Genomic DNA, 11,074 nt, shown 5'->3' with positions numbered 1-11,074 from the left:
GCGCGCATCGGGTTGCCGTTGATGGTGGTGGCGTTGATGCGGTCGCGCAGCAGGTGGGCGATCTGCAGCACGACGTCTTTCTCGCGGGTGCCGCCCGGGCCGATGGCGCCGGGGTCTTCGCCGCCGTGGCCGGGATCGAGTGCCACGATGATCAAGCGGTCGGTCTGCGCCGGAGGCGGCGGCGGCGGCGGCGCGCCGGAGCGTTGCGCCATCACCGGCGGGGCTGCCGGCCCGCGCTGGCTGCGCTGCGCCTGCCGTGCGATCAACTCCTCCAGCGGATCGGGCATGGACGGCGAGGGCGTGGCCTGGGCCACGGCCGGCCGTTCCTTCAGCCGCTCGGCGATCAGGTCGGCGAGCGGGTCGGCCGCCCGGGACGGAAAAAAGTCCACCACCAGCCGGTGCTGGTAGGCGGCCACAGGCGGCAGGTTGAACACCTGCGGCACCGCCACCTGCTTCAAGTCCACCACCAGCCGCACCACGTTCGGCGCGAACTGGCCAACGCGGATGCCGGCGATGTAAGGGTCGTCGGCCTTCACCTTGGCGACCAGTTCGCGCAGCGTCGGGTCCAGCTCCAGCCCCTCGATGTCCAGGGCCAGCCGCGGCGGCTCGGTGGCGATCACCTGCCTGCTGGCCAGCAGCCCGTCCGACTCGATGGTCAGGCGGGTGTAGTCGGGCGCCGGCCACAGGCGCACGGCGACGATGGTGGCGCCGCGCGCGATCTGGTGCGCGCCCAGCAGCAGCAGCACGCTGCCGGCCTGCAGCAGACCACGGCGTTTGAGGTTCACGCGCATGCGGCCAGCTCCTTGCCGCGCACCGTGTGCGCGGTCAATTCCACGCGCCGGCTGTCGTCGTCGGCCACTTCGATCCGGATCTCCAGGTCCGCCGCCGGCAGCACCGCGGCTGCCTTGTCGGGCCATTCGGCGATCTTCAGCCCCGACGCGGCGAAGATGTCGCGAAAGCCCGCGTCCTCCCATTCGCGCGGATCGTCAAAGCGGTAGAAGTCGAAGTGCCAGATCGCGCGCCCGTCCACCTCGTACGGTTCCACCACCGCGTAGGTCGGCGACTTGATGCGGCCCTGCACGCCCAGCGCCCGCAGCAGGTGCCGCACCAGCGTGGTCTTGCCGGCGCCCAGTTCGCCTTGCAGCGTGACGAAGGCGTCGGCGATGCCGGGGCAGGCGGCCAGCCGCTCGGCGAAGGCGCGGGTGTGGTCTTCGGCCGGCCAGGCGAGCCGGCACGGCGGGGTTCCTACAATCGGGGCGTGATGTTCAACGGCAGTCAGAGCGACGGTCCTTTCCTGGTGTCCCGGATCCGGGACTGGGCGCGCGAGCTGGGATTTTCCCAAATCGGCGTGGCCGGCGTCGACCTGGCCACGGCCGAACCGGGGTTGCTGGCCTGGTTGGACAGCGGATTCCACGGCGACATGGCCTACATGCAAAGCCACGGAGTGCGTCGCGCCCGCCCCGCGGAGCTGGTGCCGGGCACGACAAGCGTGATTACCGCACGAATGGACTACCTGCCGGCAACCACGCCGCAAGGCTGGCAGGAGGTGGAGTTCGAACGGCTGCGCCGGCCGCAGGAGGCGATCGTCTCGCTTTATGCCCGTGGCCGGGACTATCACAAGGTGCTGCGCGCGCGCTTGCAGAAACTGAGCGAGCGCATCGCGCAGGCGATCGGCCCGTTCGGCCATCGGGCCTTCACCGACTCGGCCCCGGTGCTGGAGGTGGAACTGGCCGCCCGCAGCGGGCAAGGCTGGCGCGGGCGCCACACGCTGGTGCTGAACCGCGAAGGCGGCTCGATGTTTTTCCTGGGGGAAATCTACGTCGACCTCGCGCTGGCGCCGACCGAGCCGGTGGCCGACCATTGCGGCCGCTGTACCGCCTGCATGGCCGTTTGCCCCACCGGGGCGATCGTTGCGCCGCACCGGCTCGACGCGCGCCGTTGCATCTCTTACCTGACGATCGAACATGCCGGCGCCATTCCGCTGGAACTGCGGCCGCTGATGGGCAACCGCATCTACGGCTGCGACGACTGCCAGCTGACCTGTCCCTGGAACAAGTTCGCCCAGACCTCGCCGCTGCCGGACTTCGCGCCGCGCGCCGGCCTGGTCGGCCAGCCGCTGGTGGCGCTGTTCGCCTGGAGCGAGCAAGAGTTTCTGCGCCACACCGAAGGCGGCCCGATCCGGCGCATCGGCCACGAGCGCTGGCTGCGCAACATCGCGGTGGCCTTGGGCAATGCGCTGCGCAAAGCGGACGACGTGCAGTTGCGCGCGGCGCTGCAGGCGCGCCTCGATCATCCCAGCGCCCTGGTGCGCGAGCACGTTGCGTGGGCGCTGGCGACTACCTGAGCACACCCAGCGCGAATGGCAGGCTGGCCAGCCCCAGCAGCGTCGACAGCGTCACCAGCCCCGCCACCAGCCCGCCGTCGTAGCCCATGCGGGTGGCCAGTACGTAGCAGCTGGAGGCGCTGGGCAGGGCGGAGAACGCCAGCAGCACCGCCGCCTGCGCCCCATCCAGCCGGAACAGCAGCACCAGTGCCGCGGCCACCAGCGGCAGCAGCAGATGGCGGATCGCCAGCACGCCCACGGCCAGCGCCTTGGCGCGCGCCAGGCTGGCGAACTGCATGCCGGCGCCGGCCGCCATCAGGCCCAGCGCCAGCGAGGCGGCGCCAATGCGGTTCAGGGAAGGGTCCAGCCAGGCCGGCGGCCGCAGGCCCAGCAGGTTGGCCGCCAGGCCCAGGCCGGTGGCCAGGATCAGCGGGTTGCGCAGCAGCGCCCGCAGCAGCCCGGTTTGCGAGTCGCGCGCCATCGGCCACACCGCCGCCACGTTGACCAAGGGCACCGACACGCCGATCAGGACCGCGATCAGCGCCAGCCCGGGGCCGCCGGCCAGCCGCTCGGCCAAGGCCAGCGCGATGAAGGAATTGAAGCGGAAGGCAACCTGCGCGCTGGCGGCGTGCTCGCGGCGGTCGGTCCGCACGCGCAGCCCAGGCCACCACGGCAGGCTGTAGGCCAGCGCGATGCCGGTCAGCCCGAGCAGCAAGCCGGCGCCGATCAGGCTGGAAGTGGCGCCCAGGTCCAGCGGGCTGCGCACGATCGACTGGAACAGCAGCACCGGGAACAGGAAAAAGTAGACCAGAACCTCGACCTGCTCCCAGACCGGGCGGTTCAGCGCCGTGTACCGGCACAGCAGGTAACCACAAAGGATCAGCGAGAAATCGGGGAGCAGCAGCTCGGCAAAATTCACCGGGCGAGGATAGCGGATGCGGCCAGCTGGCAAGGGACAACCCCTATGTGAAATCCGCAGCACGGCCACATCCGGCTTGCACTACGATCGACCGTTTTGCGCCCACCCGCACAAGGAGATTTCGCATGAAGCGCCGTTCCTGGATCGCCACCGGCCTGCTGGCCGCGCTGGCCGCTCCCGCCTTCGCCCAGGGCTACCCGAACAAGGTCGTGCGGCTGCAGGTGCCGTTCGCGCCCGGCGGCACCACCGACATCATCGCCCGCGTGATCTCCGAGCCCCTGAGCCGGCACCTGGGCCAGAGCGTCATCGTCGAAAACAAGGCCGGCGGCGGCGGCGTGATCGGCGCGACCGAAACCGTGCGCGCGGCGCCGGACGGCTACCTGCTGGGCGTGGCGACGGTGTCCACCACCGCCGCCAACCCGGCGATCAACCCGAAGATCCCGTACAACCCGATCACCGACTTCGCGCCGATCATCAACATCGCCGCGACGCCCAACATCATCGCGGTGCACCCCAGCTTCCCGGCCAAGGACTACAAGGCCTTCGTCACCGAACTCAAGCGCAACCCGGGCAAGTACTCGTACTCCTCCTCGGGCACCGGCGGCATCGGCCACCTGCAGATGGAGCTGTACAAGAACCTGTCGGGCACCTTCGTCACCCACATCCCGTACCGCGGCGCCGGCCCGGCCCTGAACGACACGGTGGCCGGCCAGGTCCCGATGATCTTCGACAACCTGCCCTCGGCCCTGCCCTTTATCAAGGAAGGCCGCCTGGTGCCGATCGTGGTCGCCGCGCCGCAGCGGCTGAAGGAACTGCCAAACGTGCCGACCTTCAAGGAAGTGGGCCTGGAGCCGGTCAACCGCATGGCGTATTACGGCATCCTGGGGCCCCGAGGCCTGCCCAGGGAAGTGGTGGAGAAGGTCCATGCGGCCACGGTGAAGTCGCTGGCCGAACCGGCGGTGCGCAAGCGCATCGAGGACACCGGCTCGCTGATCGTGGGCAACACCCCGGAGCAGTTCAGCGCCCAGATCAAGGCGGAGTACGAGGTGTACAAAAAGGTCGTCGATTCGGCCAGGCTGAAGCTGGAGTGATCCGGTTGCCGTTGCCGCTGGAGCGATGAACGCCGACATCGACACCTTCGTCGACGCCCTCTGGCTGGAAGAGGGGCTGTCGCGCAACACGCTGGCGGCCTACCGGCGCGACCTGACGCTGTACGCGCGCTGGCTGCAGGCGCGCGGCACCGGCCTGCTGGCCACCACCGAGGGCGACCTGCACGCCTACTTCGCCGCCCGCCACGCCGGCAGCAAGGCGACCTCGTCGAACCGGCGCCTGACGGTGTTCAAGCGCTACTTTCGCTGGGCGCTGCGCGAGCGGCTGCTGCAGGCCGATCCGACGCTGCGGCTGCAGTCGGCGAAACAGCCGCTGCGGGTGCCCAAGACATTGTCCGAAGCGCAGGTCGAGGCTTTGCTGGAGGCGCCCGACATCGCCGTCCCGCTGGGCTTGCGGGATCGCACGATGCTGGAGCTGCTGTATGCGAGCGGCTTGCGCGTGAGCGAGCTGGTCACGCTCAAGACCTACATGGTGGGCATGAACGAAGGCGTGCTGCGCGTGATGGGCAAGGGCAGCAAGGAGCGGCTGGTGCCGTTCGGCGAGCTGGCGCGCGACTGGATCACGCGCTACCTGGCCGAGGCCCGCGACACCATCCTGGGCGGCCAGCAGACCGACGACCTGTTCGTCACCGCGCGCGGGCAGGGCATGACGCGCGCCAGGTTCTGGCTGATCGTCAAGGAGCATGCGCGCAGCGCCGGCATCAACGCGCCGCTGTCACCGCACACGCTGCGCCACGCCTACGCCACCCACCTGCTGAACCACGGTGCCGACCTGCGGGCTGTGCAGATGCTGCTGGGCCACGCCGACATCTCCACCACCACCATCTACACCCACGTGGCCCGCGAGCGCCTCAAGGTGCTGCATGCGCAGCACCATCCGCGCGGCTGAGATAATCGCACGCTTTCCTCCCACGCTCCCATGACCGCCTTCACCCGCCGCGCACTCCTGCTGGCCGGCGCCGCCGCCGCGCTGCCCGCCGCTGCCCAAGCCTATCCGTCGCGCCCGGTGCGCATCGTCGTCCCGTACCCGGCCGGCGGCGTGGCCGACGCCATCGCCCGCGCGCTGGGCGAGCGGCTGTCCGCCCAGCTGGGCCAGTCCTTCGTCGTCGAGAACAGGGCCGGCGCCAGCGGCACCATCGGCGTCGACGCCGTGGCCAAGGCGGCGCCCGACGGCCACGTGCTGGGCTTTTCCGCCATCAGCCCGCTGGTGCTGAGCCCGCACCTGGGCAAGGTGCCGTACGACCCGGCGCGCGACCTGACCGCGGTGGCCAGCGTGATGTACTCGCCGGTGTTGCTGCTGGCGACGCCCGCCAGCGCCGCTCGCGACTTCCGTGAGCTGCTGGCCGCGGCGAAGGACAAGCCCGGCTCGGTGCGCTGGGCCACCTCGGGCCCGGCCTCGCTGGGCCACGTGATGCTGGAGCAGCTGCAGGCGGCGGCGAAAGTGGAGATGGTCCACGTGCCGTACAAGGGCGGCGGCCAGCAGCTGACCGACGCCTTGAGCGGCCAGTTCGAGATCCTGTCCACCAACGCCGGGCCGACCCTGGTCGAGCACGTGCGCACCGGGCGGCTGCGGCCGCTGGCGGTGGGCGCGCCCAGGCGGCTGGAGTCGCTGCCGAACGTGCCGACCCTGGCCGAACTGGGTTATCCCGGCGCCAACCTGTCTTCGCAGTTCGGCGTGTTCGCGCCGGGCGGCTTGCCGGCGCCGGTGCTGGAGCGGCTCAACGCCGCGATCAACGCGGCGTTGCAGGCGCCGGAGATCCGAAATCGGCTGGTGGCCACCGACAACGTTCCCACCGGCGGCACGGCGCAGGCGTTCGGCCGCCAGATCGCGGCCGAATCGGAGAGCAACCTGCGCATCATCCGGGCGGTCGGCATCAAGGCCGACTGAAGGCTCGGCCGCGGACGATGTCCCGCCCGGCGGCAGGTCGCGCGCCGCCGGCGCGCAGGGAAGCGCCGCTGCGGTTACAATACCGGGCTGCCTGCGCGAGCGGGCCTCCATACGCAGACCTTGGCCCTCCGCGCGGGGCCGCCCTGACAGGCTGCATGCCCCGGCCCCGCGAAGCCGGGCCTGCTTGTTTTTTTTCGACACTCCCTTGCCAGGTTCTCCGACCATGGCAACAGATGGCCCGTCCGCGCCGCGACGCCGGTGGTGGGCCCCATGAAAGGATCGCCTTGGCTAAAGAAGAACTCATCGAGATGCGCGGCAAGGTGGCCGAAGTGCTGCCCGACTCACGCTACCGCGTGGTACTGGACAACGGCCACGAACTCGTCGCCTACAGCGGCGGCAAGATGCGCAAGAACCGTATCCGCATCATCGCAGGTGACGACGTCACGCTGGAGCTGTCCCCGTACGACCTGAACAAGGGCCGGATCATGTTCCGCCACCTGCCGGACCGCCGGCCGATGACGCCGCGGCCTGCCTACCGACCGCGCTGATTTTTTTCCGCGACGCGCGCACAGACGCGCTGTCGTCCGACGCCGGGTACCGCCTGCACTGACGTGGGCGGCCCGGCGTTTGCGTTATAAAACGAGACAAGATGAACAACACAAACGAATTGAACCTCACGGTGGGGAAGTACCTCATCTCCCCGCTCACCCGCGCCGTCGACAACGGCTGGTTCGCCTGCTCGGTCTCGATCCGCTCGGGCTCGGGCAGCGCCACCACCGACCGCGTGGTCCGCCTGACGCGTCTGTTTCGCGACCGTCTGGATGCCGCCGAATACGCCCTGGCCGAAGGCATGCAGTGGATCGGCATGGCGCCGCGCCGGCACGCCGCCGCGGCGTGACCCAGGTCCCGGCCAGCATCGAGTTGCCTGCCATGACCAGCGCCTTTCCCGTGCGGCTTCGCTACGAAGTCGAATTGAACTACCAGGTGAACGAGCCCAACGCCGACTTCATCTTCAACGTGCAGGCCGCCCGCACGCGACAGCAGCACATCGTCGAGGAAAGTCTGGGGATCAGCCAGCCGGTGCCGCTGCAGGAGTTCACGGACGCGGCCACCAGCGGGCGCTTCCTGCGCCTGCGCGCCGCGCCCGGCCCGCTGACGCTGCGCTACCAGGCGACGCTGGACGTCACCCACCACGTGGACAGCGCGGCCAGCGTGCCGGAGACCTGGATCGCCAACCTGCCGGGCAACGTGCTGCCGTTCCTGTACCCGAGCCGCTATTGCGAATCGGACATCCTGAACGGGTTCGCGATGCAGCAGTTCGGCGGGATGTGGCAGGGCTACAGCCGGGCGCAGGCGATCTGCGACTGGGTGCAGAACCAGGTGGCCTTCGTGTCGGGCAGTTCCTGCGGCACCACCAGCGCCGCGCAGACGCTGCAGCAGCGCCAGGGGGTGTGCCGCGACTTCGCCCACCTGATGATCGCGCTGTGTCGCGCGGTGAACATCCCGGCGCGCTTCACGACGGGGCTGGATTTCGGTGCCGATCCGATCCTGGGCCCGCCCGACTTCCACGCCTACGTGGAGTGCTACCTTGGGAGCAGGTGGTACATGTTCGATCCGTCTGGCACAGCGATCCCGATGGGGTTCGTGCGCCTGACGTCCGGGCGCGATGCCGCGGACTGTGCCTTCGCCTCCATGTTCGGGGCCGTGGCCTCCACCGGCCAGCGGCTGCACATCGAGGCGGTGGCGGGGCGCGATGGCACGGTGCGCGAGCCGTTCCGCACGCGCGACGCGCTCTCGACCGACGCCGGTTGCTAAGGGCCTGGGCTGCTGCCCCGCCGGGGCGGCCTCAGGCGCCCTTGTTCTGCTCCATCCCGGCTTCGGGCGGCTGGGGCGAAGAAGGCGTGGTGCGCTTTTGCTCTGCCTTGTCGGCCTTCTTGCGCTTTTTTTCCAGCTCGCGCTGGCGCTTCTCGAAACCGTAGTTGGGTTTTGCGGCCATTGGACGCTCCTGTCAATTCACGCGGGGGGAGATAACGAGCCTTCGGATGTGCACCCTCTGGAGGAGTCTGGTGGAACTGCATCGAGCCAGGCGGCTTGCAGGCAGTGTACTCGCAGGCCCGATGCGTCGCCGGGGTAAAGGCTCGGCTGCCGGGGGGCCCGGCCGTATACTGGGTCGCTTTCCCGAACCGGCTTCCTCGTGCTGAGCCGGCCGGCTGCCTGCAGCACGGGGTCTGGCCCTCGCACCCGTTCGCAGAGGTGCGCATGAAACCCAGTCTTCACTCCGTCTTCTCGATCGTCGCCCGCCGGCCCCGCGCTCCGGCCACGCCGCAGCCGCGTGTGCGGCTGCGCCAGTTCATCGACGGCCACATGGAGCAGATCCTCACCGAGTGGGTCGCGTTCGCCCGCACCCTGGACCCGGGCGCGATGTCGGTGTCGCAGCTGAGTGACCACGCCGAAGGCATGCTGCGCTCCATCGCGATCGACATCGACGAGTCGCAGAACGAACAGGAGCGCTACGACAAGTCGCGCGGCCACGCGCTGGGCGACGCCGCGCGCAGCGCGGCCTCCGTGCACGGCAAGCTGCGGCACGCCAGCAATTTCTCGCTGCTGCAGCTGAGCGCCGAGTTCCGGGCGCTGCGCGCGACGGTGCTGCGGCTGTGGCTGCCGCTGGTGGGGGAGATCAATGCCGACACCATGCGCGAGGTGATCCGCTTCAACGAGGCGATCGACCAGGCGCTGGCCGAGTCCATCTTGACCTGGTCGGCCCGGGCCGACCAGGTGCGCGAGCTGTTCCTGGCCATCCTTGGGCACGACCTGCGCGCACCGCTGTCCACGCTGTCGCTGGCCGGCGAACTGCTGGGGCGCGAGCCGTCGGCGGCCGACACCGCCCAGATCGGGGCCCGGGTGCGGCGCGGCTCGCGGCTGATGGCCGGCATGGTTGAAGACCTGATCGGCTACACCCGCACCCAGCTTGGCAACGGCATGCCGATGGCGCCGGCGACGATCGACGTCGGCGCCGTGGCGCGCGCGGCGGTGGAGGATGCCAGCGCCACCCACCCGCGCACCCGCTTCGAGACCGCCATCCAGGGCGACCTGGTGGGCACCTTCGACAGCGTGCGGCTGCACCAGCTGTTCACCAACCTGCTGGTCAACGCCGGCCAGCACGGCGCGGAAGGCCAGCCGGTGACGCTTCACGTCGAAGGCGACGCGGACAGCGTGACGGTACAGGTGCGCAACCGCGGGCCGGCCATTCCGCAGGAATCCTGGGAAAGCATCTTCCAGCCGCTGGTCCAGCTGTCGGCGGAAGAAAGCGATGGCCGCGACGTGAACCGCACCAGCCTCGGGCTTGGCCTGTTCGTGGCCCGCGAAATCGCCGTGCTGCACGGCGGCAGCATCGCGGTACGGTCGGACGAGGCCGAAGGGACCGTCTTCACCGCCCGCCTGCCGCGCAGCGCCGCGGTGCAGGCCGGCGTCCACTAGAAGCCCGAGCTGCCAGCGACGGCGCCCGGGTCGCCCCCGACGCCGCGCCGGCATGCGAAGATGCGGCGATGGCCGTGATCGAACCTTTGCTGCTTGCCTGCGCCCGCGTGAGCACCTTCAGCGGCAGCCGCCTGCTGACGGCCGCCAGCGGCTTTTTGTTCGAGCGCGGCGAGCGCCTGTTCTTCGTGACCAGCCGCCACGTGCTGGTCGACGCTCCCTCGGGCCACCACCCGGACCGCATCGAGATCCCGCTGCACACCGACACCGTCGACCTGACGCGCGCGGCCAAGGTGTCGGTGCCGCTGTACAGCCAGGGCAAGAGCCGCTGGCGCCAGGGCCAGGACTCGGGCGGCGACATCGACGTGGCCGCGATCGAACTCGATCGGGCCGCCTTGCCCAAGCCGGTGGAACTGCGCGCCTTCACGCTGGAGCATCTGCAAGGGCCGCTGGAGGAGATCGGGATCGGCCATCCGCTGCTGGTGGTGGGCTTTCCGCTGGGCTTCTACGACACCGTGCACAACCTGCCGGTGGCGCGGCAGGCGGCAGTCGCCTCGGCCTTCGGCGTGCGCTTCCAGGAGCAGGGCTACTTCCTGACCGACGCCCGCACCCACCGCGGCACCAGCGGCGCGCCGGTTGTCATGCACGACCCCGCGGGCGACCCGCGGCTGCCCTGGAAACTACTGGGCATCCACGCGGCGCGGATGGACATGCGCACGCGCGAGGAGGGCGTCGACGAGTCGCTCGGCCTCAATTCCGCCTGGTACGCCGACATCCTGCGCACCCTGACGGACGACGTCAAGCCGGACCCTGGCTGCGCAGCCGTCGCAACTCCTCCTCGCTGAAGCCGGCCAGCCGGCGCGCCTCGTCGTTGAACGGCGGGTGCAGCCGCGGCGCCAGGAAGCGCTCCACCAGCACGTCGTAGTGCGCCAGCGGGTCCAGCCCGTCGCGCTCGCACAGCCAGCGGTACCAGTGGTTGCCGATCGCCACGTGGCCGACCTCGTCGCGCAGGATCACCTCGAGGATGGCGACCGAGCGCAGCGTGTCCGGGCTGCCCACCTGGCGCAGCTTGTGCTGGATCTGCGGCGTGGCATCCAGGCCGCGCGCCTCCAGCGTGCGCGGCACCAGGGCCATGCGGGCGACGATGTCGACGGACGTTTTCTGGCACATCATCCACAGGCCGTCGTGGGCCTGGAAGTCGCCGTACTGCCAGCCCAGGTCTTGCAGCTGGGCGGCCAGCAGGCTGAAGTGGTGGGCCTCCTCGGCCGCCACCCGGACCCAGTCGAGGTGGAAGGCGTGCGGCATGCCTTCGAAGCGCCAGGCCGCGTCCAGCGCCAGGTTGATGGCGTTATATTCGATGT

At 70.1% G+C, this 11,074-nt stretch carries 14 protein-coding genes; 9 read left to right on the top strand and 5 right to left on the bottom strand.

From position 1 onward, the window contains the following. Together JWP65_RS12615 and tsaE are read right to left on the bottom strand one after the other, a co-directional pair. The coding region (locus tag JWP65_RS12615; protein WP_299764210.1) for an AMIN domain-containing protein at nucleotides 1–791 on the bottom strand (791 nt) is incomplete at its 3' end. Continuing rightward, the gene (gene tsaE / locus JWP65_RS12610) at nucleotides 782–1,279 is read right to left on the bottom strand and encodes a tRNA (adenosine(37)-N6)-threonylcarbamoyltransferase complex ATPase subunit type 1 TsaE (RefSeq protein WP_299764212.1); all 498 of its coding nucleotides are present in this window, start codon (nucleotides 1,277–1,279) and stop codon (nucleotides 782–784) included. The genes JWP65_RS12615 and tsaE, both read right to left, overlap by 10 nt. Between tsaE and queG the strand changes: the two genes are divergently transcribed. Then, a complete protein-coding gene (gene queG / locus JWP65_RS12605) occupies nucleotides 1,262–2,344 on the top strand; it encodes a tRNA epoxyqueuosine(34) reductase QueG (protein ID WP_299764208.1) in 1,083 nt (360 codons plus the stop codon). The genes tsaE and queG overlap by 18 nt on opposite strands. Here queG and JWP65_RS12600 read toward each other — a convergent pair. Beyond that, nucleotides 2,337–3,242, bottom strand: coding sequence for an AEC family transporter (locus JWP65_RS12600; protein ID WP_299764206.1), 906 nt, complete (start codon nucleotides 3,240–3,242; stop codon nucleotides 2,337–2,339). The genes queG and JWP65_RS12600 overlap by 8 nt on opposite strands. Before the next feature lie 125 nt (nucleotides 3,243–3,367). Here JWP65_RS12600 and JWP65_RS12595 point away from each other — a divergent pair, with 125 nt between their 5' ends. The 6 genes from JWP65_RS12595 (at nucleotide 3,368) to JWP65_RS12570 (ending at nucleotide 8,054) form a co-directional block, all read left to right on the top strand. Beyond that, nucleotides 3,368–4,333 (top strand): tripartite tricarboxylate transporter substrate binding protein BugE, encoded by a 966-nt coding sequence (locus JWP65_RS12595; RefSeq protein ID WP_299764204.1) that lies wholly within the window; start codon nucleotides 3,368–3,370, stop codon nucleotides 4,331–4,333. Between the two features lie 25 nt (nucleotides 4,334–4,358). After that, nucleotides 4,359–5,240, top strand: a complete 882-nt coding sequence (xerD, locus tag JWP65_RS12590) for a site-specific tyrosine recombinase XerD (protein WP_299764202.1) — start codon at nucleotides 4,359–4,361, stop codon at nucleotides 5,238–5,240. Between the two features lie 30 nt (nucleotides 5,241–5,270). Further along, nucleotides 5,271–6,239, top strand: coding sequence for a tripartite tricarboxylate transporter substrate binding protein (locus tag JWP65_RS12585; protein ID WP_299764200.1), 969 nt, complete (start codon nucleotides 5,271–5,273; stop codon nucleotides 6,237–6,239). A 284-nt stretch (nucleotides 6,240–6,523) separates the two neighbouring features. Continuing rightward, a complete protein-coding gene (gene infA, locus JWP65_RS12580; protein ID WP_299764198.1) occupies nucleotides 6,524–6,787 on the top strand; it encodes a translation initiation factor IF-1 in 264 nt (87 codons plus the stop codon). A gap of 101 nt (nucleotides 6,788–6,888) precedes the next feature. After that, nucleotides 6,889–7,137, top strand: a complete 249-nt coding sequence (locus tag JWP65_RS12575) for a hypothetical protein (RefSeq protein ID WP_299764194.1) — start codon at nucleotides 6,889–6,891, stop codon at nucleotides 7,135–7,137. Then, nucleotides 7,134–8,054 (top strand): transglutaminase family protein, encoded by a 921-nt coding sequence (locus JWP65_RS12570; protein ID WP_299764192.1) that lies wholly within the window; start codon nucleotides 7,134–7,136, stop codon nucleotides 8,052–8,054. The genes JWP65_RS12575 and JWP65_RS12570 overlap by 4 nt, the downstream gene beginning before the upstream one ends. Before the next feature lie 31 nt (nucleotides 8,055–8,085). On the opposite strand, the gene JWP65_RS12565 is transcribed toward JWP65_RS12570, so the two are convergent. Continuing rightward, nucleotides 8,086–8,235 (bottom strand): hypothetical protein, encoded by a 150-nt coding sequence (locus JWP65_RS12565; protein ID WP_299764190.1) that lies wholly within the window; start codon nucleotides 8,233–8,235, stop codon nucleotides 8,086–8,088. A 263-nt stretch (nucleotides 8,236–8,498) separates the two neighbouring features. On the opposite strand from JWP65_RS12565, the gene JWP65_RS12560 reads away from it, so the two are divergent. Beyond that, nucleotides 8,499–9,716 (top strand): sensor histidine kinase KdpD, encoded by a 1,218-nt coding sequence (locus tag JWP65_RS12560; protein WP_299764188.1) that lies wholly within the window; start codon nucleotides 8,499–8,501, stop codon nucleotides 9,714–9,716. Nucleotides 9,717–9,784: 68 nt separating this feature from the next. Continuing rightward, complete coding sequence (locus tag JWP65_RS12555) at nucleotides 9,785–10,558, top strand: serine protease (protein WP_299764186.1); 774 nt, start codon at nucleotides 9,785–9,787, stop codon at nucleotides 10,556–10,558. Here the strand turns inward: JWP65_RS12555 and JWP65_RS12550 are convergent. After that, on the bottom strand, nucleotides 10,512–11,074 hold a 563-nt coding region (locus JWP65_RS12550; RefSeq protein ID WP_299764184.1), incomplete at its 5' end, for a ferritin-like domain-containing protein. The genes JWP65_RS12555 and JWP65_RS12550 overlap by 47 nt on opposite strands.

This window comes from Ramlibacter sp. (assembly GCF_028292805.1).
In the GTDB taxonomy this organism is placed as follows: Bacteria; Pseudomonadota; Gammaproteobacteria; order Burkholderiales; family Burkholderiaceae_C; genus Ramlibacter.
This window is presented reverse-complemented; position numbering and strand designations above follow the sequence as displayed.

What these genes read in the sequence shown, in the direction of transcription:
- xerD (WP_299764202.1), top strand. Translation starts at nt 4,359, where the DNA reads ATGAACGCCGACATCGACACCTTCGTCGACGCCCTCTGGCTGGAAGAG.
- JWP65_RS12560 (WP_299764188.1), top strand. Translation starts at nt 8,499, where the DNA reads ATGAAACCCAGTCTTCACTCCGTCTTCTCGATCGTCGCCCGCCGGCCC.
- JWP65_RS12595 (WP_299764204.1), top strand. Translation starts at nt 3,368, where the DNA reads ATGAAGCGCCGTTCCTGGATCGCCACCGGCCTGCTGGCCGCGCTGGCC.
- queG (WP_299764208.1), top strand. Translation starts at nt 1,262, where the DNA reads ATGTTCAACGGCAGTCAGAGCGACGGTCCTTTCCTGGTGTCCCGGATC.
- JWP65_RS12555 (WP_299764186.1), top strand. Translation starts at nt 9,785, where the DNA reads ATGGCCGTGATCGAACCTTTGCTGCTTGCCTGCGCCCGCGTGAGCACC.
- JWP65_RS12575 (WP_299764194.1), top strand. Translation starts at nt 6,889, where the DNA reads ATGAACAACACAAACGAATTGAACCTCACGGTGGGGAAGTACCTCATC.
- JWP65_RS12565 (WP_299764190.1), bottom strand. Translation starts at nt 8,235, where the DNA reads ATGGCCGCAAAACCCAACTACGGTTTCGAGAAGCGCCAGCGCGAGCTG.
- JWP65_RS12585 (WP_299764200.1), top strand. Translation starts at nt 5,271, where the DNA reads ATGACCGCCTTCACCCGCCGCGCACTCCTGCTGGCCGGCGCCGCCGCC.